The 25661-nt window shown below is 63.3% G+C and carries 31 protein-coding genes; 11 read left to right on the forward strand and 20 right to left on the reverse strand.

Annotated features, from left to right (window positions below; translation table 11 throughout):
• Nucleotides 1-56 precede the first annotated feature (56 nt).
• From C7K55_RS07685 to C7K55_RS07705, 5 genes are all read right to left on the reverse strand, one after another.
• Nucleotides 57-1670 carry an iron uptake porin gene (locus C7K55_RS07685; RefSeq protein WP_106502828.1) on the reverse strand — a complete coding sequence of 538 codons (1614 nt, stop codon included), beginning with the start codon at nt 1668-1670 and terminating at the stop codon, nt 57-59.
• A 337-nt stretch (nt 1671-2007) separates the two neighbouring features.
• Entirely contained in the window at nt 2008-2580 is a 573-nt protein-coding gene (locus tag C7K55_RS07690; RefSeq protein WP_241518248.1) for a HupE/UreJ family protein, read from the reverse strand.
• Nucleotides 2581-2616: 36 nt separating this feature from the next.
• Nucleotides 2617-3726, reverse strand: coding sequence for a CobW family GTP-binding protein (locus C7K55_RS07695; RefSeq protein ID WP_241518249.1), 1110 nt, complete (start codon nt 3724-3726; stop codon nt 2617-2619).
• 77 nt (nt 3727-3803) lie between these two features.
• Complete coding sequence (locus C7K55_RS07700; protein WP_106502831.1) at nt 3804-5285, reverse strand: iron uptake porin; 1482 nt, start codon at nt 5283-5285, stop codon at nt 3804-3806.
• Nucleotides 5286-5341: 56 nt separating this feature from the next.
• Nucleotides 5342-6376, reverse strand: coding sequence for a metal ABC transporter substrate-binding protein (locus tag C7K55_RS07705; RefSeq protein ID WP_106502832.1), 1035 nt, complete (start codon nt 6374-6376; stop codon nt 5342-5344).
• A 61-nt stretch (nt 6377-6437) separates the two neighbouring features.
• Here C7K55_RS07705 and C7K55_RS07710 point away from each other — a divergent pair, with 61 nt between their 5' ends.
• The gene (locus C7K55_RS07710) at nt 6438-7475 is read left to right on the forward strand and encodes a hypothetical protein (RefSeq protein ID WP_106502833.1); all 1038 of its coding nucleotides are present in this window, start codon (nt 6438-6440) and stop codon (nt 7473-7475) included.
• A gap of 26 nt (nt 7476-7501) precedes the next feature.
• Entirely contained in the window at nt 7502-8197 is a 696-nt protein-coding gene (locus C7K55_RS07715) for a metal ABC transporter ATP-binding protein (protein WP_106502834.1), read from the forward strand.
• 10 nt (nt 8198-8207) lie between these two features.
• On the opposite strand, the gene C7K55_RS07720 is transcribed toward C7K55_RS07715, so the two are convergent.
• Complete coding sequence (locus C7K55_RS07720; protein ID WP_106502835.1) at nt 8208-8609, reverse strand: Fur family transcriptional regulator; 402 nt, start codon at nt 8607-8609, stop codon at nt 8208-8210.
• A gap of 34 nt (nt 8610-8643) precedes the next feature.
• Between C7K55_RS07720 and C7K55_RS07725 the strand changes: the two genes are divergently transcribed.
• Complete coding sequence (locus C7K55_RS07725) at nt 8644-9456, forward strand: metal ABC transporter permease (protein ID WP_106502836.1); 813 nt, start codon at nt 8644-8646, stop codon at nt 9454-9456.
• Here the strand turns inward: C7K55_RS07725 and C7K55_RS07730 are convergent.
• The 6 genes from C7K55_RS07730 to C7K55_RS07755 form a co-directional block, all read right to left on the reverse strand.
• The gene (locus C7K55_RS07730; RefSeq protein ID WP_106502837.1) at nt 9442-10761 is read right to left on the reverse strand and encodes a hypothetical protein; all 1320 of its coding nucleotides are present in this window, start codon (nt 10759-10761) and stop codon (nt 9442-9444) included. The two genes, C7K55_RS07725 and C7K55_RS07730, sit on opposite strands and share 15 nt — an antisense overlap.
• Entirely contained in the window at nt 10758-11459 is a 702-nt protein-coding gene (locus C7K55_RS07735; protein ID WP_106502838.1) for a TIGR03943 family putative permease subunit, read from the reverse strand. The genes C7K55_RS07730 and C7K55_RS07735 overlap by 4 nt, the downstream gene beginning before the upstream one ends.
• Complete coding sequence (locus C7K55_RS07740) at nt 11435-12391, reverse strand: permease (RefSeq protein WP_106502899.1); 957 nt, start codon at nt 12389-12391, stop codon at nt 11435-11437. Before C7K55_RS07740 ends, C7K55_RS07735 begins: the two co-directional genes overlap by 25 nt.
• Nucleotides 12392-12427: 36 nt before the next feature.
• Nucleotides 12428-12853 carry a hypothetical protein gene (locus tag C7K55_RS07745; protein ID WP_106502839.1) on the reverse strand — a complete coding sequence of 142 codons (426 nt, stop codon included), beginning with the start codon at nt 12851-12853 and terminating at the stop codon, nt 12428-12430.
• Nucleotides 12853-13080, reverse strand: a complete 228-nt coding sequence (locus tag C7K55_RS07750; protein WP_106502840.1) for a hypothetical protein — start codon at nt 13078-13080, stop codon at nt 12853-12855. The genes C7K55_RS07745 and C7K55_RS07750 overlap by 1 nt, the downstream gene beginning before the upstream one ends.
• 72 nt (nt 13081-13152) lie before the next feature.
• The gene (locus C7K55_RS07755) at nt 13153-13617 is read right to left on the reverse strand and encodes a 6-carboxytetrahydropterin synthase (RefSeq protein WP_106502841.1); all 465 of its coding nucleotides are present in this window, start codon (nt 13615-13617) and stop codon (nt 13153-13155) included.
• Between C7K55_RS07755 and hisIE the strand changes: the two genes are divergently transcribed.
• Nucleotides 13616-14332, forward strand: coding sequence for a bifunctional phosphoribosyl-AMP cyclohydrolase/phosphoribosyl-ATP diphosphatase HisIE (gene hisIE / locus C7K55_RS07760; protein WP_106502842.1), 717 nt, complete (start codon nt 13616-13618; stop codon nt 14330-14332). The genes C7K55_RS07755 and hisIE overlap by 2 nt on opposite strands.
• 8 nt (nt 14333-14340) lie before the next feature.
• On the opposite strand, the gene C7K55_RS07765 is transcribed toward hisIE, so the two are convergent.
• From C7K55_RS07765 to C7K55_RS07775, 3 genes are all read right to left on the reverse strand, one after another.
• Nucleotides 14341-15099 carry a phycobilisome rod-core linker polypeptide gene (locus tag C7K55_RS07765; protein WP_106502843.1) on the reverse strand — a complete coding sequence of 253 codons (759 nt, stop codon included), beginning with the start codon at nt 15097-15099 and terminating at the stop codon, nt 14341-14343.
• 105 nt (nt 15100-15204) lie between these two features.
• The gene (locus C7K55_RS07770) at nt 15205-15792 is read right to left on the reverse strand and encodes a zinc metalloprotease (protein ID WP_106632212.1); all 588 of its coding nucleotides are present in this window, start codon (nt 15790-15792) and stop codon (nt 15205-15207) included.
• 89 nt (nt 15793-15881) lie between these two features.
• Entirely contained in the window at nt 15882-16361 is a 480-nt protein-coding gene (locus C7K55_RS07775) for a DUF2214 family protein (RefSeq protein WP_396093408.1), read from the reverse strand.
• Between the two features lie 212 nt (nt 16362-16573).
• Here C7K55_RS07775 and C7K55_RS07780 point away from each other — a divergent pair, with 212 nt between their 5' ends.
• The 4 genes from C7K55_RS07780 to C7K55_RS07800 all read left to right on the forward strand — a co-directional run bounded on the left by C7K55_RS07780 (nt 16574) and on the right by C7K55_RS07800 (nt 19057).
• The gene (locus tag C7K55_RS07780) at nt 16574-17497 is read left to right on the forward strand and encodes a sigma-70 family RNA polymerase sigma factor (protein WP_106502845.1); all 924 of its coding nucleotides are present in this window, start codon (nt 16574-16576) and stop codon (nt 17495-17497) included.
• Nucleotides 17498-17547: 50 nt separating this feature from the next.
• A complete protein-coding gene (locus tag C7K55_RS07785) occupies nt 17548-17937 on the forward strand; it encodes a YkvA family protein (RefSeq protein ID WP_106632213.1) in 390 nt (129 codons plus the stop codon).
• A gap of 5 nt (nt 17938-17942) precedes the next feature.
• On the forward strand, nt 17943-18269 hold the full coding sequence (locus C7K55_RS07790) for a hypothetical protein (RefSeq protein WP_106502846.1): 327 nt from the start codon (nt 17943-17945) through the stop codon (nt 18267-18269).
• A 284-nt stretch (nt 18270-18553) separates the two neighbouring features.
• Nucleotides 18554-19057, forward strand: coding sequence for a phosphate-starvation-inducible PsiE family protein (locus C7K55_RS07800; RefSeq protein ID WP_241518251.1), 504 nt, complete (start codon nt 18554-18556; stop codon nt 19055-19057).
• Here C7K55_RS07800 and C7K55_RS07805 read toward each other — a convergent pair.
• Nucleotides 18993-19523, reverse strand: coding sequence for a Nif11 domain/cupin domain-containing protein (locus C7K55_RS07805; RefSeq protein WP_106502847.1), 531 nt, complete (start codon nt 19521-19523; stop codon nt 18993-18995). The two genes, C7K55_RS07800 and C7K55_RS07805, sit on opposite strands and share 65 nt — an antisense overlap.
• Nucleotides 19516-20067, reverse strand: coding sequence for a GNAT family N-acetyltransferase (locus C7K55_RS07810; RefSeq protein WP_241518252.1), 552 nt, complete (start codon nt 20065-20067; stop codon nt 19516-19518). Before C7K55_RS07810 ends, C7K55_RS07805 begins: the two co-directional genes overlap by 8 nt.
• Before the next feature lie 137 nt (nt 20068-20204).
• Between C7K55_RS07810 and C7K55_RS07815 the strand changes: the two genes are divergently transcribed.
• The gene (locus C7K55_RS07815) at nt 20205-20570 is read left to right on the forward strand and encodes an AbrB family transcriptional regulator (RefSeq protein WP_106502848.1); all 366 of its coding nucleotides are present in this window, start codon (nt 20205-20207) and stop codon (nt 20568-20570) included.
• A gap of 96 nt (nt 20571-20666) precedes the next feature.
• Here the strand turns inward: C7K55_RS07815 and C7K55_RS07820 are convergent, their stop codons facing one another.
• Nucleotides 20667-23348 (reverse strand): AAA family ATPase, encoded by a 2682-nt coding sequence (locus C7K55_RS07820; RefSeq protein WP_106502849.1) that lies wholly within the window; start codon nt 23346-23348, stop codon nt 20667-20669.
• A gap of 2 nt (nt 23349-23350) precedes the next feature.
• Entirely contained in the window at nt 23351-24550 is a 1200-nt protein-coding gene (locus C7K55_RS07825; RefSeq protein WP_241518253.1) for a DNA repair exonuclease, read from the reverse strand.
• A gap of 165 nt (nt 24551-24715) precedes the next feature.
• On the opposite strand from C7K55_RS07825, the gene C7K55_RS07830 reads away from it, so the two are divergent.
• Nucleotides 24716-25021, forward strand: coding sequence for a c-type cytochrome (locus C7K55_RS07830; protein ID WP_241518264.1), 306 nt, complete (start codon nt 24716-24718; stop codon nt 25019-25021).
• Nucleotides 25022-25028: 7 nt separating this feature from the next.
• Here C7K55_RS07830 and C7K55_RS07835 read toward each other — a convergent pair whose 3' ends face one another.
• On the reverse strand, nt 25029-25295 hold the full coding sequence (locus tag C7K55_RS07835; protein WP_106502852.1) for a YciI family protein: 267 nt from the start codon (nt 25293-25295) through the stop codon (nt 25029-25031).
• 161 nt (nt 25296-25456) lie between these two features.
• Here C7K55_RS07835 and C7K55_RS07840 point away from each other — a divergent pair, with 161 nt between their 5' ends.
• Complete coding sequence (locus C7K55_RS07840) at nt 25457-25651, forward strand: hypothetical protein (protein ID WP_106502853.1); 195 nt, start codon at nt 25457-25459, stop codon at nt 25649-25651.
• The last annotated feature ends 10 nt before the right edge of the window (nt 25652-25661 follow it).

The raw sequence follows: 25661 nt of genomic DNA on the forward strand, positions 1-25661 counted from the left end.
TCAATGCAAGCCTTGGACGTAACTATTGCTACGCCCAAGGTGGATTTGCTTCTTGATCAGAAGCGGAACTGGGTTTGAATCACTCCACCCCAAAGATCTTTGTCATTCACCTGGTTGGAACTGTTGGTGATGTAGAAGAGCCCTGGAGTGATTGAGATGTTGTCAGTTACCTGGTACTTGTAGAAGAGCTCAATAGAGAGAGGATCATCTATGCCTGTTCCAGCACTGGGGTTCTGACCGAGGGCAATGCCGGCGGAATTGCCCTTAGCGAAGGCGTCATCCCACTGAAGCGCCACATACCAGGATTGGGAATCGTCGGCCCAGCTGCTGGCGGCGGCGGGGCTGCCAGAACCACTGATGTCCGTGAAGCCGTAGCCGACACTGATCGAAGGCATGATTCCCGTTTCGACGGGCTGCCAGTAGCCAGCGATCGAGAAACTGTTGGAGTCTTGGCTTCCAACAAGGCTTTTATTGGCCGTCCCATTGGCATTGATCGTGCGGGTGCCAAAGGTGCCGTTGCGATAGGCCACCGCCGCCCCCCAGTTGGTGCCCTTGTAGCCAAACTGGGCGGTGGTGTTGAGGCTGCCGTCGCTGTCGAAGATCCCCTCGTTGGAGATTTCACCGTCCTGGGCGATGAAGTTGAGCGAGGCGTTCCAGAAGCCCTGGCCCTTGGCCACCTTCTGCTTCCAGACGGCACCAAAACCCTGACCCGTCACTTTGTTGTAGACGCCGGGTGTGCCAGCGACGGCAAAGAAATCGATCAGCTGGGAGCGGTAGGCGGTGGGGATGAAGGCGAGAATTTCAGTGTTGCGCACCAGGGCACCGGCGGTAAGCGTGAATTGCTTGCCCACCGGGAACTGGTAATAGAGGCGATCGATCGACAACGTATCGATGCCACCAACGCCTGATGCTCCCGCATTAGTGCTGGAGGCCTTGTCCAACTTGAACAGACTGTCTCCAGCGTTGAAGGGATTGAAGGCCGTGAAATTACCCGAGCGCAGGCGGGTTCTGAGCAGGTCCTTGCCGGTGAAGCTGGTATCAAGATTCAGGCGCAGGTCATAATTGAAGGTAGTGCGATCCTGCCTGCCAACAGTAACGGGAGGAGTTCCAACCCTCGTGTCCGAGTTGTAGTCGGGTACGCCACCCAGGATGAAGTTCACCTCGCCCTTGAGCTTGGTGGTGGTGGAAAACTGCTGGGCCTCCAATGTGCCCACCTTGGCCTCAAGTCCGTCGACGCGGCCCTTCAGCACCGCTAGTTCTTTCTTGAATTCATCCATCAACCTCTGCAGTTCGTCGGTCACTTCGGTGACACGGTCGAGGCAGGCATTCAAAAGGGCTGCTGCCTCGTAGCGGGTCATGGCCTGGCCACCCTTGTAGGTGCCGTTGGGATAGCCGGCCACGCAGCCGTACTTTTCCACCAAGTTGGTCAGTGCTTGGTAAGCCCAGTCGGTTGGCCTTACTTCGGAAAATTGGTTGACGCTGGTGACCTGGTTGCGCGAGCGCCAAGCCTTGAGCTCGTCAATTTCTTGTTGCTCCATGTAGTCATTGATTGCCTCCCTGCCATTCAGCGACGAGATTTCATTGGCAAAGGCGGTGTCTGGGGCGGCCAAGGCTGGCAAAACTACGCCAAAAATTGCAGGGGCCAGCAATAGGCGATGGAACTGATTCATGGACTCTTCACAACAGAAATTTGTTGATGTCCACTGGGGAATCAACAAGCCATACTTCTATTGGATTGAGCCGATGGGGGTTGAAACTATTGATTCAGAATGATGTAATCAATATCACCGGTTTTGCCTGACGCGCACTGGGACCAGCACGGGCTGCATCAGGCCACCACCACCGTTGTCATCATCTGAATCAGTGGCGAGCCAAAAAGCCAAGCCAAACAAGGCGAAAACGCCGGAGAAAAGGATTAGCTCGGCCATGGCGTTTAATTTCGCTTTGATAAGCGTAGCTAGCTCAGCAAGGTGCTTGTGTAACAAAAGTGTCCGCTTAGGACGGTTCTCACGCCAACTGCGCAAGTGCTAGCAGCGCTCCGCCGATGCAGAGAGCACCTGCAAAGCGCCTTCCCCAGCTGGGTGCTAGTTGGCGAATCACGGCGAAACTTGCACCCACCACGGCCGCTGAGCTGAGACTCGCCCCCAGCCACCAGCCCAACAGATCTGCGCTGCTGCCTGTGGCTTCCTGGCCATGCAGCATGGCGTGAATAGCCACTCCTCCTGCCAGCACTACGGCCAGCAGCTGGCCCTGGCGTGCAGCCAGCGCTAGGCCAAGACCAGACACCATCAATGCTGCTAACACCTCAGCTCCTGGCAGGTTGCCCCCTAAGGCCCCATACAAGCCGCCAGAAATCGCTGCAGCCAGGGCCACCAGCAATAGGGATGGGCCTGCCAAGGCGGCAGCGCCGCCAACGCCAAGCAGTAACAGCAAGTGGTCTAGCCCAAGCAGCGGATGGCTTGCTCCTGCGGCCAGGCCAGCGCCTGCCAAGCCATGGGCACCTGCTGGCAGGGTCGACAACAGGCTGAGGGCCAGGCCAGCGGCGGCGGCCGGGGCCAGTTGGCGCAGGGTGGTGGACATCATGAAATGGCTGGATCCTCTAAGTCAGTATCCCGTTCAAGCGAAGCCCTTGCCGGAATCTTTGGCAACGCACACCTGCAATTGCCGGCGCAACTGAGCGTGGTCGAGATTTTTACCGATCAGCACGATCTGGTTCTTGCGTCCTGAGCCCTCTGGCCAGTCGGAATCGTCGATTGAGAAGCGCTTGCCAGCCAGGTGGAACACATGGCGGCGCTCACTTTCGTTGAACCAGAGGATCCCCTTGGCGCGAAACACCTCAGCTGGCAGCTGGTTATCGAGAAAGTTCTGAAATTTGCGCAGGGCGAAAGGCCCCTCCGCCGCAAACGACAACGAGGTGAATCCCTCGATGGCTGCGTGATCGGGGTGAGCGGCGTGATCGTGCTTGTGATGATTGTGGTCGTGGTGATCGTGATTGTGGTGCTCGTGGTGTTCGTGATCGTGGTGCTCGTGCTCGCAGTGGCCGTGGTCGTGGTCACAGGAGCTGTGGTCTGGCTCGGCGCTGAGCTGCTGCTGGGCAACGATTTTGTCGCTTTCGAACAGCCCCACGCTGAGCAGCAGCGGCAGGGGCACTTCGCCCTTGACCGAGCGCAGGATGCGGGCATCGGTCTTGATCTCGCGCAACTGGGCCTCCAGGGCCGCCAGCCGCTCCTCAGCTACTAGGTCGCATTTGTTTAGTAACAGCATGTCGCTGTAAACGATCTGGGCCCGGGCCACATCACCCTCCAGCAGCTCGTCGCTGAAGTTCTCGGCGTCTACCAGGGTGATGATGGAGTCGAGCCTGGTGGCATCTCGCAGGTCGCTGCCGAGGAAGGTCATGGCCACCGGCAGGGGATCGGCCAGGCCGGTGGTCTCCACCACCAGATAGTCCACCGGATCGGGGCGCTCCAGGATGCGGTAAACCGCCTCGAGCAGTTCGCCGTTGATTGAGCAGCAGATGCAGCCGTTGCTCAGTTCCACCATGTCTTCGCCGGTGGCAACAATCAGGTCGTTGTCGATGCCGATTTCACCGAATTCGTTGACCAGCACGGCGGTTTTGACCCCCTGCTGATTGCTGAGAATGTGGTTGAGCAGGGTGGTCTTACCCGCCCCCAGAAAGCCGGTGAGGATTGTCACGGGCAGGCCCGTGGGGGTGGCACTGGCGGTCATGGAATGGCGCATGGCTTAGCTGTGATGACACTAGGAACCCGTTGCCGCAATCCATTGGAGCAACGGGTTGGCTCGGCTCAGAACCGGAAGCTGGTTTTGATCAGGGCACCGAATTGGTTGGCCCCATCCCCACTCCCTCCAGGATTGTTGAGAAAGAAGATCGCCGGGGTCACGGAGATGGCGTCGGTGACCTGCCACTGGTACCACCACTCCCAAGCCCACACGCCGGATTCGCTGGCAGCCCCATTGCGGGTGGCGGTTGCAAAGGCGGGTTGGCCCACTCCCATGCCAAAGCTGTTGCCCTCAGCCAGCACATCGCTCCATTGCAGGCCCACCATCCATGACTGGCTGGTGCGCAGGTCTGAGCCGGAGCTGCCGTTGACGCCGTAACCAGCGCTGATCGAGGGCAGCCAGCCACTCTCGGCGGGCTGCCAGAAGCCGCTGATGCCAAAGGCATTGGTGTTGACGCCGTTCTCCTCGATCTGGGTGGTGATGAACGGGGTGGCCCCGGGCACACCCACACCGGCCTCGACATATGAATAGAGCGCGGCGATGCCCCAGTTCTCCTGGCCGTAGCCCAGCTGCACGCTGCTGGTGCCTGCTGAGCTGCTGCTGAACAGGCCCTGGGCGGAATCGGCACCATTGCCGGCCACGTAGTTAGCGCTCACGCTCCAGCCGTTCTGTTGCCACCAGAGGCCCAGGCCTGGGCCGAGGTTTTTGTTGTAGGCCAGCGGTGCACCGTTGAGGGTGAGGACGTTGAGGATGGTGTCGCTGGGGTAGACGCTGGGCCAGAGGGCGAGCATGTCTTCCTGGCCCACCCGGCCGCCGAGGGTGGCAGTGAACTGGCCGCCGATCGGAGACTGCCCAAGCGGGAACTGATAAAAGATCTTGTCGATGCCCACCACATCGGGGCCACCCTCTTCCTGGAAGGCGATCTCCAGGGTGGAGAGGCCGCCGCCGAAGGCATTGCGATCGCCATCGAAGTTGCCGGCCCGCAGCACCGTGCGCAGCAGATCCTTGCCGCTGAAGCTGGTGTCGAGGTTGAGCTGCAGGTCGTAGTTGAACGTGACCTGCTCACCGGCAGGATTGTTGCTCACTCCGCCCACCACGAAGCTGGCCAGGCCGGAGAGCTTGGTGGTGGTCGAGAACTGGCTGGCCTCGATTTCGCCCGCTTTTGCTTCGAGGCCATCGACGCGGCCCTTGAGCACGGCCAGTTCCTGCGCAAACTCGGCCATCAGCCGCTTGAGCGTGTCGGTCACTTCAGTGACGCGATCAAGACAGGCGTTGAGCAGGGCGGCGGCCTCAAAGCGGGTCATGGCCTGCCCACCACTGAAGGTGCCGTTGGGGTAGCCGGCGACGCAGCCGTATTTCTCCACCAGGTTGGTCAGCGCCTGATAGGCCCAGTCGGTGGGGCGCAGATCAGAGAACTGGCTGATGCCGGTATTGAGGTCGGCGGGCTCGAATTCAACGGCAGCTGCGGTTACCGGTGCCAGTAATCCAGCAGCAGTTGCTGCAATCAGCAGGATTGGGCGAATTTTCACGGCTGCGAAGCGGGTCATGGAGCCAGTCTATGGCAAGAATGAGAACGATTCTCGCCGAGGCTGTCGGTTGGGTGTCAGCGAATGGCCTTCCAGCGCTGGCTCAGGGCCTGCTGGCCGGATGCGTCGCAGCGGCCGCCCAGGCCGTTGACGATCAGGCAGGTGTTGGCGGCGAGGGTGGCCACCAGGTTGCCGTTGCCATCGGGTTCCGCTGCCAGACCATCGGCCACCAGTGGTGCGGCGGCGATGGGCACACCGCTGAGGCTGCTGACCCTCTGCAGCGCTTTGCCTGCCGGCAGCTGTTCGGCGAACAGCATCGGCACCTGCTCGCGCCGCAATTGCTCCAGCACGGCCTGGAATGCCTGGGGGCGCAGGGTGTCGCTGCCGCTGCTGGCATCCACCACCGCCAGTTCCTCCAGTCCGTAGGCCCGGGCCAGGCTGGCAAAAGCCCGGTGTCCGGTGGCCAGGGGGCTGGCGGTGGGAATGGTGGCAAGTTGCCGGCGGTTCCAGGCGTTCAGCTGCTGCAGGGTCGTCGTCATCGCCTGGGCCCGGGCGGCAATGGGGGCTTGGGCAGCAGGCTTTAGCTGCTGAAGTTGCTGGGCCACCAGCAGCACCAGGGCGGCCGCCTGGGTTGGGTCGTGCCACACGTGGGGATCCCGGTCGCCATGGGCATGCTCCTCCTCATCGTGGTGCTGGCCATGCTCATCGCGGTGCTGGTGAGAATCGGCGGTCTTGGGTTGCGCGGCCTCTAGGACGGGGCTGTTGGGTACGGCCAGCTCGGCTACGGCCACGGTTTTGGTTTGGCTTGATCCCGGCTTGGTCAGTTCGGCGAGGGCTGGGGTGAGGCCGAAGCCGTTGATCAGTACCAGCTGGGCCTGGCTGAGTTCCCGGCTCTGCTGGGGCGTTAGCCGGAATTGATGGGGGTCGTCGCCTGGCTGCAAAAGGCAGCTCACCCGCATGTTGCTGGCGGCCAGGCGTTGTGTGATGTCGCAAAGGACCCCGTCGGCAGCGATCACGTCGGCCGGTGGGGGAGTGCGGCAAGCCTGCAGTCCTACGGCTGCTGCCAATGCCAGAGCGAGAGAGGCAGCGGCGGGAGCGGGGATACGGGGCATGGCTGGCGCGCCTGGTTCCGCGAATGATAATGGTTCTCAAGGTGTTGCTTGGGGGTGGGCTGTGGCTCGTTCTGCCGCCCTCCAGGTGGGATTGTTGGAGTTGATGCCGCTGATACAGGGCATGGATCGTTCTGCTCTGACCAGGCCTCACGCCCTGCTGATGGCGGGTGTGCTGCTGTTTTTTTATCTCGATGCCTTCGTGCTGGGGGCTCCGGGCGGGATGGCGTTGGCGCTGCTGCTGCTGGCGCTGGTGGTTCTGCTGGGCTTTTTGCGGCATGCGGGCCATGGCCCCCCTGGAGCGATCCAGCCCGCGCCCGTGCTGCTGGCAGCTTTCGCCGCTCTGGTCGTGCTGGCCCTGAGCCGTGGAGCGCTTGTTTCGGTGGCACTGGCTGCGGCGCTGGTTGGTGCTGCTGGCGGGCTGGTCGAGGCCATCGGCCATTCCAGCCGTCGTTGCCAGGGGGTGGCTGGCCCGGTGTATTGCGGGGCGTTTGCTGGGATGACCTCTGAGCTGGTGCTCGGCCATCCAGGCTGGGTGGTGCTGGCCGGGGTGCTGGCCGGACTGGCGTTGTCGCTCCTGAAGAACAGTTGGAGCGGGATCGGCGGCAAGCTTGGAACCATCGCCTTTCTGGGGGTGCTCGGCGCCACGGGGCTGGCCCTGGTCTCCGGTGCGATCGGTGCCGGCGCCCCTCTGCATGCCTTTACCGGCGCAGAGCGCTGGCTGGTGCTGATCGCCTCCCTGCTCTCTCCGCTACTCACCCATAGGCTCAGCTACTACTGGGGCTTCGGGGTGGTGCTGGGCTCCGCCCTGCCCTCCCTGGTGGTTGCCTTGCTCCTGGCCCTGCTGCCCCCTTCTTTGGAGCTGGCGCCGGGGCCCTTGGCGGCCATGTGGCTGGGTGCCAGTTTCGTCGGTATGACAGCTCCAGAGCGGCTAGCCCCTCGCCCGGTGCCCCTGTTGCTGGCAATGGGCCTGCTGTTCGCCCTGCTGAGCTTCAGCTTCGCTCCGCGCCTGGCGGGGATCGGCGGAGACCTCGGGGCCACGGCGGCGGTGTCGGTGTTTGCCGTGCTGGGGGCGCGGGTGCTGGTGCGCGACCGTCGTTAGGTTTGCGGTTGCACTGACGGTGTTGCGTGTCGCTTGAGGTGAGTGAGCTGCGGGTGCGCCGCGGCGGCGAGCTGGCTCTCGATGGTGTGGCTTTTGCGCTCGAGCCCGGCACGCTCACCGCCCTGGTGGGCCCCAACGGCGCTGGCAAAAGCACCCTCCTGCAGGCCATTGAGGGTCAGCTGCCAATCGAGAGCGGTTCGATCCGGCTCGATGGGGTGCCCCTCACCTTGGCCCTGGCGCGGCAGCAGTTGGCCCTGATGCCCCAGCGGGGGGAGATCGCCTGGCACTTCCCTATCAGTGTCCGGGAGTTGGTGGCCCTGGGGCGGATGGCCGCCAAGCGTCCTGGCTGCTGCGATGTGGAAGCCGCCCTGCAGCGGGTGGGCCTGGCCGGGTTGGCCGGCAGGCGCCTGGATCAGTTGTCCGGTGGCCAGCAGCAGCGAGCCCTGCTGGCCCGCACCTTGGTGCAGCCAGCCAGGCTGCTGCTGCTGGATGAGCCCTGCGCTGCCATCGACCCCCCTTCACGCACCCAGCTGCTCAAGGTGATGGGCCAGCTGCGCGATGCCGGTCTCACCCTGCTGGTGAGCAGCCACGACTGGGGCCGCGACCTCGATGCCTACGACCGGGTGCTGGTGCTTGATCGCTCCCTGCTCGCCGACGGCAGCCCCCAGCAGGTGCGCCAGGCCCTCGGCGACCTGCGGGTAGGCAACCACTGCTGCGGTTGATGGGCTGGCGCTAGCTGGCCTGGCGCTGTTGACAACTTCCGCAGAGCCCGAAAAATTCCAGGGTGTGAAATAGCAGCTGGAAGCCTGCGCTCTGGCCGCCGTCTAGGTGCACGTCGTGCATGGGGCAGTTATTAAGAACCACCGTGGCGCCGCAGTCGACACAGGTGAGGTGGTGTTCGTCGCGCTCTGTGGGGGCGAACAGAGCCTCGCCGCTGGGCAGGTGGCGGCAGCGGATCCAGCCCCGCTGTTGTAGCTGGCGCAGGTGGCGATAAACCGTAGCCAGCCCCATGGGCTGGGAGCCTTGGCGCAGCAGGGCGTGCAGGTCCTGGCCGGAGAGTTCCCGGTCGGCTTGGCGCAACGCCGTAAGCAGCAGCTGCTGGCGGTCGTTTGACGCGGCAACCTGGGTGGGCATGGCCAGAGTGGCTGGGGCGTAGTGCGCTGATCCTATGGAGACTCTTTGGTGGCTGCTGCCCCTGGTGCTGGCGCTGGTGATCGGCGGCCTCTGCCCATTGGCCGGCACCTTGCTGCTGGTGCAGCGGCGCCTGTTCCTGGCAAATCTCGTGTCGCACGCGGTGTTGCCGGGTTTGGCCCTGGCGCTGGCCCTGCGGCTTGATCCGGGCCTCGGTGGGGTGATTAGCGGCCTAGCCGGTGCCCTGTTGGCGGAGCGGCTCAGCCGTGGTGATCGTTCTGGGGAAGGGGGCGATGAGGCGGTGCTCAACACCGTGCTGGCTGGCTTTCTCGGTTTAGGGGTGCTGTTGATTCCCCTGCTGCACATCCGGGTCGATCTGGAGGCGGTGCTGTTTGGCGATCTGCTGGCCGCCGCTCCTGCCGACCTGCTGCGCAGCCTGCTGGCCCTGGTGGCGGTGCTGCTGCTGCTCGCTTGGCGCTATCACCACTACGTGTATCTGGGGGTGGATCCCCTCGGCGCCGCCAGTGCTGGTCTGCCGGTGCAGCGGCTGCGGCTACTGCTCACCCTGGTGACGGCCTTCACGGTGGTGAGCGCCATGACCGCCGTAGGGGTGGTGCTGGTGATTGCCTTGATGGGTGCTCCGGCCCTAGTGGCCTTGGCTGGAGCCGCCAGCCTGCGCCAAGCCCTGGGGCGCTCGGCCCTGGTGGGTATGGGGATCAGCGGTGGCGGCTTTCTGTTGGCGATCCAGCCAGCTGTGAACCTGCCGCCCGGTCCCTTGATCGGGGTGCTGTGCATGGGCCTGCTGCCCCTGGCCTCCCTGCAGCACCGGCGCCTATCAGCCAGCGGGTAGCCACAGGGCCAGGCGCACCGGCTTGGCCAGGGGTTGCAGGCTGAGGCTGCTGCCATCCACCAGCACCGGCTTGGCGTGGCTGCCTGAGCGCAGGGTGAGCAGCAGCTGCTGGCGGGTGGGATCAAACAACATCGGCGCTCCCGGCTCCACCTCCCAGCCCTTCAAGGAGCGTTGCTTGAGCAGTTGGCCGCGGCGATCGAGGGCCAGCATCAGGGGCTGGGATCCCTGCGCCCAGTTGCTCACTACCAGCCAGACCCGATCCCCACCCCGGTCGCAGGCGCTGGCCAGGACGGCTTCGCTGCCGATCCAAAGCTGCCGCGGCGGTTGGCCCGGCTCCACCAGCTCAAGGGAGCGCCGGTAGTCGGGCCAGTGCCTCACCAGCAGGGCGCGGCCGCTCACGGGGCAGAAACTGCTGAGCTCCCTACTGCCAGGCAGCAGCTGGCGCCGGCGGGGTTGGCCCGGCAGGTTGTGCAGGGTGAGGCCTTCAAGCTCAGGCACCACCACTCCGCCTCCCTCGGGGAGCAGCTGCATGGGGCCAGAAGCAGAGTGGGGCAGGGGCCATTTGCGCCCCTGGGCGGTACGCACACTGGTGCTCCCCGGATCCAGGGCGGTGGTGGACGATTGCACCAGCAGGTCGCCGCGTCGGTTGCTGCTCAGGTGGGCAAACAGCAGGGCTGCGTCGTCTAGGGGTTGAAGCCCACCCGCCACCGGTTCGGAGAGGCGCTGCGGTTCGCGCACCAGGTTGTGTTGCTGCAGCGGCAGCAGCCAGAGACGGTGGCTGCCCATGCCATCACCACTGAGCACGGCCACACCGGCACCGTTGCCGAGGGGCTGCACTTGGGCCAGCTGCGGCCACACCGGGGTCAGCGCCTGCCAGCTGCCATCGCGTCGTTGCAGCTGCAGCTGTTCGCCGCCGGCCACGGGCATCACCGCCAGCAAGCGCGGCCGGGGGTCCCAGTGCCACTGCTGGCGGCCCAGGGGCAGGTTGCGGCGGTCGACCCCTGCCAGCAGCAACCGCAATGGTCCGGGGATGGTTTGGCCTGGAAGCAGCAGCAGGCGCAGGGGGTTGCTTTCCCCCAGCCACATCCAGGCCAGCTGGGGTTGCAGGCTGCTGGAGCCCACCAGGCTGGATCTGCTCATCGGTCGGCTGAAGCGCAGGTCTAGGGCTGCTGGACCGGAGCTGGCGCTGCTTGACTCCAGTTCCAGCAGTCGTGGGGGGCGTAATAGCAGTAGTTGTTGCTGCAGCAAGGCCAGGGCGAGTCCTGCCGCCAGCACCAACGTGATCCGTTGCCCCGTTGCCGTCATGGTTCCAGGGGTCGCTTGGGCCGGGCAATCGGCGTGATTCGCTGCGCTACCACCACGCTGCGGCTCTGGCCGTTGCGTTCTTCAATAGCCATGGTGCCCTCCACCGCCAGCCATTGATCCGCCCGGGGCTGCCGGCCGGCCGGCCAGCGCACCGGCAGGCCCACCGGGGTGGCATCGGCGAGGCAACAGCGCACCAGCAGCCTGGCCAGCTGGGGGGGCTCACCTGGCTGGGGCAAGACAAAGCCGCTGATCCGCACGGGATCACCCGCGTAGAGGCTGGGGTCGGGTTGGCTGCGCAGCAAGCGCACCCAATCGGTGAGGCTGCGCTGGGCTGGCGGCAGCACGAAGCTCAGCTCAGTCTCATCGCCCAGCTCGGCGGGCCGGTTGGCGGCCAGGGTGCTGAAGGAGGGGTTGGGGGGAATCGCCAACACCAGCAAAGCCACTGCGGCGCTCAGCCACCAGGTTTTTGGGATGGCTTGGCGTCGCGATGGGGCTGGACTTTCCCGGCCCCTTAGCGCCAGTTCAGCCAGCAGCAGGCCCGCCAGCAGCAGCAATGCCACACCGCTAAGCCCCACCAGTGGGTGGAAAACGCCGCTGAGCAAGAGATCCAGCCTGCCGCTGAGGCTGCTTTGCAGCAGCACGGCTCCCCAGAGCCCCAGAGCGAAGGCGCGCATCACAGCAGCAGCAAATTGACCCATTGCCCCAGCACCAGCACGACCACCGCGGCGGCGGCACTGGTGAGGGCGATGGCCTTGGGCTTAAACAGCACCCGGAACAGTCCCAGCAGCTTCAGGTCGACCACCGGGCCCAGCACCAGAAAGGCCAGCAGCGCTCCCGGGGTGACCTGGGCAGCGAAGCCCAGGGCGAGGAAGGCATCAACGCTGGAGCAAACCGAAACCACCACCGCCAGCAGCATCAGGCTCAGCACAGAGATGGTTGGTGCTCCCCCCACCGCCAGCAGCCAGTTGCGCGGCAGCAAGGTTTGCACCGTGGCGGCGATGGCACAACCCAGCACCAGCAGGGCGGCCAGATCGAGAAATTCGCGGCTGCCGTGCTGGAGCAACTCCTGCAAGGGCGGCCGCGCCACCTGGACGGGCTGCACCTTGGCGCCGATGGCACCCACAAGCCCGCTGCGACGCTCCAGTAGCCCCACCTGGGCCAAGGGCTGGCTCAGCCGCCGTTCTTCGAGCAGCACTGGATCTAGTAATTCGGCCTCGGGCAGCAGGCGCAGCACCGTGGCCAGCAGCACCGCCAGCAGCAGGGCTGCTCCGGGGCGGGCCGCCAGCAGCCAGGGCTGGTTGGGAAAGGCGGCCCAGGTGCTGGCCAGCACGATTGGATTCAGCACCGGCGCGGCAAACAAAAAGCCCAGGGCCGTGCCAACCGGGGCACCACCGGCCAGCAGCCGCCGTGCCACCGGCACGTTGCCGCATTCACAAGCGGGTAGGGCAAAGCCAAGGGCGGCACCGGTGAGGGGCCCGAGCAGGGGGTGGGCGGGCAACTGCCGCAGCCAGGCACCTCCAGGGGCCAGCCAGCGGGCCAGGCTGGCGATACCGACGCCAATCAGCAGAAACGGCAGGGCTTCGAGCAGCAGACCCTGAAAAATCGCCCAGGCAGTGGCCAGCTGTGCCAAGAGCAACCCGCAGGGATGGACATCATGGACGCTGATTCAGGGTCTTCGGCTTTGCGCAGCTGGGGGTGGCTCGAGCTCGGGATGGGTGGCACAGGGCATCCACAGCGAACCCATCGCATGGACACCGTTGCAGCCCAGCTGTTTGGCTTTGATCAGGGCTTCCTGCTTGCTTGGGTAGGCGTAGAGGTTTGGGGGATGGGTCCCGGTGGCCGCTTGGTGGTGCTGGTGGGGGGAGCTAGCTCCGGCGTTCCAGACGCCCATCACGTTGACGCCAGCCACAACGATGCCCATGCCCACCACGCAGATATTGATTACCCCCATGCCCACCGCACCGAGGCTCAGCACGCCCATCGGCACCACCCCAATGCTCACGACCCCCATTGGCACGATGCCGATCGAGATGATGCCCTGGGGGGCGATGCCGATGGCCAGCAGTTTGGGTTTGTCGCCGCACTTGGCCATCAGTGGGCCGGCGTATGGCTGCCAGAGCCATCGGCGTGTTTGGTGCAGGGCATCCATTGATCGCCCATCTGGTGCGCTCCGGTGCAGTGGAAATGCTTGGCTGCTTTTTCGGCCGCGGCTTTAGTGGGGTACAGCGCCTGAACTCCACCACTACTCCCTGTGGGCTCAGCCAGGGCAGTAGGGGGCAGCAACAGGGCAGCGGTTAGTAGGAGGAGGGATCGGTCCATCGGGCGGTACTAGTGCATAGAGGGCCAATTTTGAAGCCTCACGCCCCTGGCCCACTCATTACTTGTCAGATATCAGGTTTTGAACCACCCCGGCAGGGCTTCAAAACAAGCGGCATTCTTCTCGTTTTCCCTCGCCTCCACCTTCCAGCAGCAGCTGCGGCCGCTGTCGCGGCCGTGCAGCAGTTCGTTGGCCCAGCCCCACACCAGCTCGGCGCTGGCCTCCATGCCCACATTGGTCATCACCCTCAGGTCGAGGGCGCCCTGGTCGTGCAGCTGGCGCCAGGTGGAGAGGAGGGGGTCATCGGCATTGGCCAGAAAGGTGTGGTCGAATTGATCTGCCAGCCGGGCTTCGAGCTGTTTCAGGCTGGAGAAATCCACCACAAAGCCACAGTCGTCGAGTTCAGTGGCCCGAAACCAGAAGCTAAAACTGCGGCTGTAGCCATGCACGAAGCGGCAGTGGCCCTGGTGGCGCCATTGGCGATGGCAACAGGGATAACCGCTGAAAGTTTTACTGCAGCTGTAGGCCGGAGTGGGCATGGGTGAGGATCGGGACAGCAGCAGCGCAAGGGCCTTGTCAGCAGTATTTCAGCCCCCAGACCCTCAATTCATTGGGGCCTTGCGCTTCAACGAAGCTGGTTTGATCCCCGCTGTCGCCCAGGACTGGCTCGATGGCGCCGTTTTGATGGTGGCCTGGATGAACCAGCAGGCGATCGAGCGCACCCTCGCCAGCGGCGAGGTGCACTACTGGAGCCGCTCGCGCCAGGAGCTATGGCACAAGGGGGCCACCAGCGGCCACATCCAGCAGCTCAAGGGCCTGCGCTACGACTGTGACGCCGACGTGCTGCTGCTCAGCATTGAGCAGAGCGGCGATGTGGCTTGCCACACCGGTGCCCGCAGCTGCTTCTACGACAACGGTCCCGAGCCCACGGCCGGGGGGCCATTGGCCGCTCAGCCGCCGGCAGATGTCTGCACCGAACTGATGCGGGTGATAGAAGGGCGCCGCGACCTTCCCGAGCCCGGCAGCTACACCAACAAATTGTTGGAGGGGGGCGACAACCGGATCCTCAAGAAGATCGGGGAGGAGAGCGCCGAATTCGTGATGGCCTGCAAGGACGACAACGCCGACGAGATCGCCGCTGAAGCGGCCGATATCGTCTTCCACCTGCAGGTAGCCCTTGCCCACCACGGAGTCAGCTGGCGGCAGGTGCAGCAGGTACTGGCCGCCCGCCGCGGCGCGCCCCGGCGGGACTGAGGGCCGCCTCAGCCCGTGCTGAGCATGGCCGCAGCAATCCAGATCACCAGGCCGGTGAGCACAAAGCCACCAGTTGCCACGGTGTATTGCCAGATAGCTTGGACCCTTGGTGTGGGCTGGCCTTCCAGCCAGGCTGGGCGCGCCCAGCCGCCGCCGTCGGTCCAGGGGTTTAATCCTCCAGCGGGTGCGCGCCTGGCCATCGCTTCTCGCCAGTAGGAGTCGTAGCGGGGGGCTTGCTGGTTGAAGGGCATGGTGCCTACGGCCTGGCCGGGAAGTACCCGCGAGCGCTGAAAAGGCACCAGGTTGTCGCCGAAGTTGTCGCGGTATTCGTCGGAATTCAGTAGCGCGTCAACAAACTTGGGCAGCCCCTGCTCGGCGATCACGATCGACCAGGCGATCTGTTCAGCTTGGCCATGCACCGGTCGGCCAAATACCCGACCCACCACCTGTTCCACCACCCTGTAATTGCTATTGCAGCGATAAAAATCCCTCTGAAACTTCTCAGAGAGCAGGAGTTGGCGGATGAAGTCGCGGGTGCTGATCTGACCGGAGCGCAGCTGGGATTCCAGCACCGCATCACGATCTACTTTAAAGGCGTGAAAGTAGATCTGACGGTAGGCCTGCTCAATCACAGCATCGGTGGCTGCCGGATCCCGCACCAGGCAAGCGGTGTCGATCTGGCGGGGGCTTTCCTCACCGGCGGCCAGAAAGCTGCTGACACGAGCGCTGTTGGTGAGTGGCTTGGTGGCCAGAACGGGCAAGGGCACAGGGGTGAAAAATCCTCAAGGCGAGCAACGTATAAGTTTTTTCAAGCGCTCTTTAAAAGATTCGTTGGATCATCAGACAACTTGACAATGCGCAACATTGCGCAATTAATGGCAGCCGACCTGGTCCCCGGCTGCAGTTGCGTCACTGCCTGGAAGACCGGGCTGCTGTTGCAGCCATATAAAAGTGGCCCGATCCCGGGCCGTGAGTTGCAGCACGGGGGTTGGCCCGGGCACGCCCGCCATGGCGTCTTGGGGCTGATCACTGTGTCCCCACATCCCGAAGGCGTGGCCAAGTTCGTGCAGGGCCGTGGCCTGGATGGCGTCAGGTCGCTGCCCAGGGCTGATGCTCACCAGTACCCGCGGCTCGATTTTGGGGGGGGCGCCTGGCTTGTTCGTCGCCAGAGCTAGCTCGGCTCGGCCATGGCTGGCCCGGCCCCGCTGCAGAGGTGGCCGGCGCCTCAATATCTGTACTTGGGCCGATTCCCTGCTTTCGCTGCGGTGAATCGTGACCAATTCAGCCCAGCTTGCCAGCGCCGCTTCCACGGCTTGCAGCCAAAGCTGATCCCAACGGGCGGCAGGCCCGGTCGCTGCGGCGGGCTCGATCCACACGCACCAGCTTTGGCGCTTGGGCCAGCCGTGGGATGTGGGAACCAGCCGCTGGCGGTAATCACCTGCAGCTGCTTCGGCTGTCAATGCCCTGACTGGAAAAAGGGCCAGAGCAAGCACCAGGCCGCAAGCCGGCAAACTCGCTCGATTTAATCGCCGGCTTAATCGCCGCAGCATCAGGCAGGCAGGCCGACGCCGCGGGCCATCAAGGTGGCTAGTAGGGGCACAAGGGCAAAGCCCACCAACTCGATATTGAGAATCCAGCCCAGACGGGTGGCGAGAGCTTCGCTTACTTGGGGCAGCTCGCCCTTGCGCAGCGGGATAGCCCAGAGGATGTAGGTGATGGTGGGGTAAAGCGACAGCCCTCCCACCCCTAGATAGAGCCCAACCTTCCACCAGAACAGGGGGTTCTCCGTATAAAACTCGCTTCCCTGGCCGAAGTACAGAACCCGCAGAATCCCGCTCACCAGCAGGGCAAGGGCTGCCAGGCCATACACCACATCGGTGATCACCATCAAGGTGGCATCGGCCTTGTTTGGATTTGGCTTGATCAAGCGCCGCTCCAGCACCAAGGCGCCAAAACAGAGCATGAAGCTCACGTAGTGCACGTAGGCCACCCCAGCGCGGGAGAGCACTTCAGGGGGGATGGCAGCCAAGCCAGGCATATGTAGTAGGCAAATCTTGCCAACCGTAACCGGCCAGTCATCTTGCCTGCTGCCCTGCCCAACAGGGAGCTGAAATCAGCAGCCATTGTGAAAGTTGAACAAGCACGGGGATTGCGATGGAATTTTGAAAGTCGGAAGCTTTTCTGTTAGTCCGTTTGTGCTTGCTGATTGCCCTTAGGTTCAATTCATTGCTTAGGTGATCCATGGCGAGCTCCTTGAGCGTCTTTTTAGGTGAAATTGGCCGTCATCAGTTGTTGACACCCGAGCAGGAGCTCACCTTGGGTCGCAAGGTGCAGGCCATGGCCCTTTTGCAGGAGCGCTGCCGTGATGCCGGTGGCTCGGGACCTGCTTGCGACTTCAATGATCTGGAGCGCTGCACCCTCAAAGCCGGTGAGCTGGCCAAAAACCAAATGATCACGGCCAACCTGCGGCTGGTGGTCAACCTGGCCAAGCGCTACCAGAACAAGGGCCTAGAGCTGCTGGACCTAATCCAGGAGGGCACCCTTGGGCTCACTCGCGCCGTGGAGAAATACGATCCCAGCCGCGGTCATCGCTTTAGTACTTACGCCTATTGGTGGATTCGACAGGGTCTAACCCGCGCCCTATCCACCCAGAGCCGCACCATTCGCATTCCCGTCAATGTGAATGAAAAACTCACAAAATTGCGGGCTGCCAAAGCTCGCTATCTCCAGGCCAACGGAGTTGCACCTAGGCCAGCCCAGTTGGCCCAGATGATGCATCTGCCCCAGGCGGCAGTGGATGATTTGCTGGGCTGCGAACTACGCAGCATCACCGTGAGCCTGCAGGGGGTGGTGAAATCGAAGTCTGATCCCTTTGAGCTGGTTGATGTGTTGCCCAGCCCGGAGCTGCCGCCGATGGAGCGCGTTGAGCTTGCCGAGCGCACGGCCGCGGTGTGGACACTGCTCGAACGCGCCAACCTCACCCCTAAGGAGCTCACGGTGGTGATGCAGCGCTTCGGTCTCGATAGCAGCCATGAATGGCGGACCCTGGCTGAAGTGGCCCGCCAGCTCGATTGCAGCCGGGAGTATTGCCGCCAGGTGCTGCAGCGGGCCCTGCGCAAATTGCGGAAAACCGGCATCGATAGCGGTTTGGTGGAAGCCGAGTAGCTGTCGTTTGCTCCTTGAATGAGCAGGTTGGCTGCAGTGCTGCCGTGACCGTGTTTGTAGATCCGACCTCAGGGGATGCTTCCGCAACGGATGCTCCCGTCGTTGATGCCCAGGTGCTGGAGAGCACCGAGGTGAATGAGGTGGTGTTGCTCAAGTTGTTGCGCCGAGCTGGCCGCACCCTGGCCAGGCCGGCCCTGGAATGTCTGGAGCTGTTGCTTGACCCCCAGACCCCTGCACCGGCCAAACTCACCGTGCTGGCCGCGCTCACCTACCTGCTGGTGCCCCTAGATCTGATTCCAGATTTCATTCCGGCGGCGGGCTTCAGCGACGATCTTGTGGCCGTTACGGCCTTGCTTGGTTTGTGCAGTCGCCATCGCACCCCGGCGGTGCAGTTGCGGGCCCAGCGCAGACTGGATCAATGGTTTCCCCTGAACCGCTGATAGCGATGGCCAGCCTCACAGGTGCAGAGCTCGATGATCTGCAGAGCTTTCTCAAAGACTGGCTGCGCCACACCGGACGCACCCAGGCGGATCTCAGGCGCGCTCTGCAAGCTGCTTCGATTCGGATGCCCGTCCTGCTTGAGGTGCTGCAACGCACTCACAACCGCGACGGGTTGCCTGGCCTCGCCCAGCAGCTGTGTGGCGTTGAGGAGCTCTGGCAAAATGAAGATGGAGCGGGCCAGAGCGAGGGGGCGGGTCGGCTGGGGTTGGAGGCTTCGCTGGGGCAGCTAGATCTGCTGTTGCAGGAAATTCGCCAAGACCAGCAAACCTGAGCATGGCCGTTCAGAGTGGGCAAATAACAGCTATTGCTTCGATGCTGCTCCCAGGCGTTTCTTTGACAATCCTTGCCGCCAGCACCTTGCTCGCCGTGGCTCCGGTCTTTGCCCAGGCGGAAAGTTTTCTTTTGGGCCCGGGCAGTTCCGTGGGGCCATCCACCAAGGTCAAGCCCAAAAATTGCGTCACAGCAGCGGATGGATCCATCACTTGTGACACCCAGCTGGAAAGCTCCCCCAGCGACACCCAAGCCCGACCTATCTATGAGCAGTTCAAGAATTAATTGGCGACTGTGATCAAAAAACTGCGCCGGCTCTGGCAAGACGCCACCTATCTCGAGCTGATCGATCGCAGCGAGCAATCCCTGGCCAAGCTGCTTGGCCTCGTGTTGCTGGTGGTGTTGGTAGCTGGCACCGTGCAGTTAACGATCGGTGTAACCGCGGCTGTGCTCCAGCCCGATACGCCCTGGCTCAGCAGCAAGATCAATGCGGTCTTGGGCGATCTGCTCACCCTGCTAATTGCGGTGGAGGTGCTCCAAAACGTGACCTCCTATCTGCGCCGTCATGTGGTGCAGATCGAGCTGGTGTTGCTCACAGCCATGACCGCTGTAGCTCGCAAGGTGATCGTGCTGCCCCCCGGGGCCGAAAACAAGCCTGAGCTTCTCGGCGGGCTAGGTATTGCGGTGCTCGCCCTAGCGGCGGCGTTCTGGCTGGTTCGCAGCGTCAACATTCGCCAGCCTCCCGCCAGAACAGGGCCAGCCATACGGTCCCCGGAGCAGGATCCGTAGCGAGCAGCCGGTGCCGCCGGTGGGCTGGAATCAGCAGGCTGTCACCTCGGCAGAGCTCTACAGGCACCGTCTCACCGTCTAGCTCAAGCAGGGCGCTGCCTTGGAGCAGGGTTACCCACTCGTGTTCCTCTTGGTCGTACCAAAAACCCTCAGGACTGGCTGCTAGGCAGGAGTGGATCCGCTCAAGTCGCCAGTTTTTTTGATCCACTAAAACGACACTGATTTCCTGTCCCTCAAGAGGGCAGGGAGTAGTTAATAGATTGGCTTCAGGTTGGCGGGGGGAATCGGTTTCACCCCAGCGCCGGCCGATCTCGAAGCCCCGGCTGCGGGCTAGTTCCACCACCCCGTGGTGATCACTGCAGTCCCTCAGGGCCTGGCGCAGGGATGGCTCGGCCTCGCTGAGGGCCACGAAGGCATTCAGCTGGCGTACCTTCTCGAGAAATTGCTGCAATTGGGCTTCAGCCATCGCGGCCCCGTTCGTTTTGCTGGCTCAGGTCTTTGATCATCCGCCATCGCTGGAAGGATTCCCCAGCAAATATCACCTTCTCTTCGGCCTCGATCTGCCAGCCGAGCTGGAGCAAAAGCGGCTTGGAAAGCTGGCTCGCCTCGGTGTGCAACTGGCGGCCCCCCTGTTGCCAGGCGTGGCTTTCAAGGGACTGCAGGATTAGGCGGCCCCTTCCCTGCCGGGAGGCCCTGCCGCGGCAATAGAGAAGCGATAGCCGTTGCGGCGGATCAAGCACCCCAAAAGCTTCAATAATGTTTTGGTTGTTGGCTGCGCAGCTGGCTAGGCCATAGCCCCTATGCAGGGCTTCGCGAACAGCATTGCTGGTGTGGGCATGGTTGGCCCATGCCGCAATCTGAGCTTGGCTATAAAGGCCTTTGGCTTGGCTGATCACGGCGTCGTGATACACCGCTGCTACTTGATCGAGATCGACGGGATGCAGCACCCGCAGGTTTTCCATCCCGTTGCTGGGTTCAGCCTGCTTTCTATCACCGCTGCCAGCCAGCATCGAAATGGGCTGAATGTTTAGGCATTGAATTGCCTGGCAAAGCTTGGCAGCTGCAGTTAATGGTGTAAATTCTGAATGTAATTCCCAGGGGCAAACCTCTTAAGCCCCGCCAATTCACCCACCAATCCCCTAAATCGATGCTCACAGGATCAGAACTGCTTGCCAAGGTCAAAGAGCTTGGCGATGTGGGTAAGTCGGAGATCGTCCGGGCCTGCGGCTATGTCTCCAATAAGAAGGACGGCGGAGAGCGCCTTAATTTCACTGCCTTCTATGAGGCCCTGCTTGAAGCCAAGGGCGTTGAGCTTGGCGGTGCTGGCAAGGTTGGCAAGGGCGGCCGCAAACTCAGCTACATCGCTACCGTGCAAGGCAATGGCAACCTGCTGATCGGCAAGGCCTATACGGCACTGCTTGATCTCAAGCCCGGCGATGAGTTCGAGATCAAGCTCGGCCGCAAGCAGATCCGCCTGATTCCCGCCGGTGCCACCGACGAAGACGAAGAGTGATAGCAGCGTCCCCACTGGACCCTGCTTAAGCATCTATTGATTGTTTACCCCGGCTGGTCCGGGGTTTTTTTTGTCTTGCCGCCCACGACTCTCTGGTCAGGCGGCTAGGGCGATCTCACTGCCAAGCTCGACAGCTAGCTCCTGATAGTCATTCGGGTTGCAGGACAGCAGGATCAGTTGCATGCCGTGGTTGGCCCCTCGGCGCAGCATCTGCTGCAGCGCTTGCAGGCGCTGTTGATCGCTGTTGGTAAAGGCGTCGTCGAATATCAACGGCAGGCAATCGTCGTAGGCGGGTTGGAGCACCTCCGCAATGGCCAAGCGCAGGGCGGCGGCTAATTGTTCGCGCATGCCTCCACTTAGCTGCTCGAAGCCAAAGCGGTGTTGGCCCTGCTGAAGTTCGAAATTGCCAAACCCACTTTTGGGGTCAAAGTCCAGGCTTGCCTGGTGCCTGCCGTTTTGCAGGTAGTGGAGGTAGGGCCCAATGGCCTGCTCCAGCGGTTCGCTGTAGCGCTGGGAGAAATCCTGGCGGGTCTGGTGAAACAGGTTCTGCAACATCTGCAATGCCTGGGTTTGGAGCTCCAGCGCCTCCAGATCTGCCTGGGCCGACTCCCAGGCTGCCTGGCGATGTTCCACTAATGCCGTTGGATCATCCGAGCTAAGAGTGAGGCAGCGTTGCTCGTTTTGGCCGCGGCTGGTGAGCAGGGCGTCTTTCTCGCCATCGAGCAGGCGTAGGCGCTGCTCGATGGCGCCGCCAGCTGGCAGCTTGTCGAGCAGTTCCTTATCCAGAGCAGACAACTCCGCCTCTTGGATGAGCAGGGCCTGGCGGCTGCTGTTCACCGCATCAGTTAGTTGCTGCGCATCACCGTGACTGGCTTGTAGGGCTAGTTGGCGTTCCGCCAAGGTGCTCAGGGAGCCCGTGAGTTGCTCGAGGTTTCGCTCCAGCTCCTGGCTGCTTCGGTGCTGCTGCTCCAGCTGCTGGCGCCAGCTTGTGCGCTCGGCTTCGGCCTGCTGCTGCTTTTGACTGAGCTCGTTGGCTTGTTGCCGCAGCTCCTCGATCCAGGCCTCGAGCTCCGCGCGCCCCTGGGGCAGCTCGCCGCTTTCGGCCAGGCGCTGGCGCTGCAATTGAAGGTGTGCCAGCCGGCTGAGCAGGCGCTGACGCCTCGGCTCAAGGGCGGCGATCTGCTCTTCCAAGCGACTCCAGGGGATGGCGCTGGCCGCTTGGCGCAGGTTGGCCAGCTCGAGCTCCAGGGCCTGGCGCTGCTGGGCAATCACTTCTGCCGCTTCGCTGTTGGCCACGCCAATTGAGCTCTGCAGCTCGCGCAGGGCCGCACCGCTGTGCTGCAGGGCAGCCGCAGCTTGGGCGGTCGCCTCCCCTCCCCCAGGGCTGATTTGCAGCCTTACCCCGCAGCCCACCGCCAGCTCGGCGCTGCCATTTAGCTGAACCGTTTCTCCAGGCGATAGGGGCTGGCCGGCGAGGCTTACGGGCTGATCCGCCTCAATCAAACAGATCGCTGTCGCCATGGCCTGGCTGCGGGCTTCGGCCTGGGCCCATTGCTGTTCGGCCTGCCGCAGGGCCTTCACAGCGGCGGCATCGATCGGGGCCAGCTGGGCAAGGCTCTGCTTGCACTGTTCCGCCTGGAGCTGGAGCCGCTGAAATTGTTGTTGATGCTCTAGGAGCTGCTGACCTTCCCGCTCGAGGTTGGCTAGATCGAGCAGTTGCTGGGCCAGCTCTAGACGCTCGACCTGTTGCTGCTGCTGGTTTTTCAGCTTCTGGCAGGCCTGCTCTGAGCTTTGGCAATTGGCTTCCAAGCTGCGGGATTGCTGTTGCCGGCTGGCGCGTTGCAGCTGCCAGTCCTGCTGCTGCGCTCCTAGTTCGCCCAGCTGCCGCTGCACCGCTTGCAGCTGCGATAGGGCCTGCTCAAGATTGCTCAGTTGCTGGCGCAGGGGCTCGATCTGGGCTCGCCGCAGCCGCACCTGGGCCTCCAGCTGGAGAGCTCGCTGCAGCTGCGGTCGCTCCTGGGCTTCGATCAGCTGCAACCTTTGACCTGATTGGCGCAGCTGCTCCATGGCCGCTTCCAGCTCAGCTTGGAGCGATTGGGCCTGCTGCAGGTTCTGTAGGGCGCTTGAGCAGCGCTGGCGGGCCGCGGCCAGGGGGGAGCCGGCTTTCACCTTGCCTGTGGCCGTGAACTGCTGGTCGAGCCGGGCCTGCAGCTGCTCGCTTACCAGGCGGTCGAGGGGGGATTCCAGGGCCGCAGCCGCCGCGCCCCGCTGCTGCAGTTGTTGTACCAGCTGTTCAACGTCGTAGGCCTCGCTGGGGCTGCCCAGCAGGTTGGTGCCGGCCTCCCCCTGGCGCACCCAGAGGTGGGCCCAGCGCAGCGGCAACTGACTGTGGCGCCTGCCCTCGATTGGCCCATCCACCCCCAGTAGACGGGCCAGCTGCTCCTCCGCCGCCGCCCCCCGCAGGGCCAGGCCAGCATCGCTGCTGAGCTGGCAGGTGCCACTTGCGCCGGAAAAGCGCTTGCGTAGCTCCCAACGGGCGCCGGCCGCCTCAAAGCCCAGTTCCACCTCCGGCAGGCCGCTGTGCAGGCGGGAGCGCATTTCGTCTACCGCCCGGCCCGTGGCAGTGGCCTTCAGGAACAGCACCTTGTGCAGGGCCTCCACCACCGTGCTCTTGCCCGCCTCATTGGGGCCGCCCAGCAGGGTGAAGCGGGGATCGAACTGGAGCTCGAGCTGCTGGTGCAAGCGCACCTGGCGCAGGGTGGTGTGGAGCAGGCGCATGTTTACCCCTGCAACTGGGCCACGGTTTGGTGCAGCTCGCTGAGGGCTAGACGCACCACCGTGGGGTCGGCGTCGCCAGGGGCCTTAAGACAGCGATGCAGCTCTTGGGCAACCCGGGCAACCAGGGGATCGCCGGGGCGCTGGGTGAGCTCGGCTAGTTCGGCATCTCCGGGCGCCGCTTCACAGCGTCCACGCAGCTTCAGGCGCAGCAGCTGGGCATCCAGGCGCTCCAGCAGTTCCGCGTAGCGGCGATGGCCAGCCAGGCTGAGGCTGCCGTCCACCTCCAGCAGCAGCAGGTCGCTGCCGATGCGCCCGCCGAGCAGAGCATCTAGCTGAACCTCCAGACGCTCGAGGTCGCTGTCCTGCTGCAGCTGGATGCGCAGGGGATGCCAGCCCAGGTTTCCGGTGGCCAAGGGGCTCACCTGGGGCACCACGCCCCGCCCAAGCTGCACCTGCAACACCTGGCCGCAGCGGTAGTCGGCGCTGCGGGGAAAGCGATCTGCTTCAGGGGTGCCGCTATACCAAACCTTCTCTGATACCCGTTTGAGGCCGTGCCAGTCGCCTAAGGCCACATAGTCAACATGCTCCAACCAGGCCCCCTCCAGCCGCAGCCGGTTGCTGGCATCGCCGGGGTTGTCGTCGTCTGGCTCGCCAGCGGCATCAAGGTCGGTGGCACCAAAGCCGTGAACCGAGCCATGGGCGAGCACCAACCTGGGCTTGTTTTTAGGCAGCTCAGTCCAGTTGAGGCCGTTGAGCCAGCCGCAGGGATCGCTTGCATCAGTGCGACGCAGGAGCGGACAGGGCAGCACTACCACTCTCTCCAGTTCGATGGGTGTGGCCTCCAGCAACACCTGCAGGTTGGCGGCGCGGCGCCCCTGCTCCGCCTGGAAATAGGGCGTATGCCACACGCTGCCTGGGGCACCGTGGTCGTGGTTGCCGGGGATCACCAGCACGGCACAAGGGATCGTGCCGATGGCGGCACACACGGCACTCACATCCGCTGCACCAGGCGTGGGTGAGTCGAACAGATCCCCAGCTACCACTACCAAGTCAGCTGCTGTGACGGCGGCGTGGGTTGCGATACGGCCGATTGCCTGGAGCCGCACCTTGCGCAGCAGGGCGCGTTTGTCTGGATCGCTGACCCGGGCATAGGGCTTGCCGATCTGCCAGTCGGCGCTGTGCAGCAGGGTGACGGGTGGCAAGGGGCTAGCCAGGACCCAGGTGGCGGCGTAGGACCCTGTTTAGCGCCTGCAGGCGCACACTGGAATCATCGGCACACTGGAATCATCAATAGCAAGATTGCCAAGATGCTGCAGAAGTTGTTGCGGGGGTTGGGGTTGGCCAGGTTGAGATGGTTTGCCGTTGTGATGGCGGCGCTGGTAATAAGTGCTGGCCCGGTTTGGGCTGCCCCTGCGGCGGATGGGGCTGAGCTGTTTGCCAACCATTGCGCTGGCTGCCACGTAAATGGGGGCAACATCATTCGCCGCGGCAAAAACTTGCACCTGGCTGCCCTGGAGCGAAATGGCATCGATGGTCCGGAGCGGATCGCCGTAATTGCCGCCGCCGGCCAGGGCCAGATGTCTGGTTATGCAGCCGTGCTTGGGGAAGGGGGAGCAGAGGCGGTGGCGGGCTACGTGTGGCAGCAGGCCCAGCTGGATTGGCCCAAGGTCTGAACTTGCTTCAGAAGGCCTGGATCCAGGGATACACCTGCACCTCAGTCCAGATGCCATTGCGCCAGTAGACATCTGCCTTAACCAGGGCTTCAACCTTCTCTTTGCTGTCGGCCTCGTAGATCCCGAACACATGGGTGCTGCCTTCGGTGGGGCCCAGGGTGATCAGGGTGCCGGCGTCCTTAAGGCCCTGCAGTCCGGCCAGGTGCTCTTCCCGATAGGGGCCGCGTTTTTCGAGGGCGTCATCGCAGTAGGTACCCCAGAGCACGAAGCGCATGGTGTTGGGAGTGATCGGGGCCTGACATTACGGGGTTACCGACTTACTGGTTGCCGATCAATGGTGTTAAGACGGGTTCGACAAGTTTCCAAATAAACGTGCTTCGCTCCTGTCTCGTTCTTGCTAGCGCTGCCTTTTTCGCGGCTCCTGCCCAAGCCAACATGATCAAGCAGATCATCGTCGGCAAATGCTCCAGCGCCATGCAGGATGACTTCAAGAAGGCAGGCAAAACACCACCTGCTGGCATGGTCGACGAGACCTGTGGCTGCATTGCCGACGGCTACAGCAAAGGCCAAAGCTTGGATCAAGCCAAGGCGACCTGCGTTAAGCAGTCAACTGCCAAATACAACCCTTGACCCTTAGGGC

Origin of the sequence: Cyanobium usitatum str. Tous, from assembly GCF_003011885.1 — a bacterium.
Classification (GTDB): Bacteria; Cyanobacteriota; Cyanobacteriia; order PCC-6307; family Cyanobiaceae; genus Cyanobium_A; species Cyanobium_A usitatum.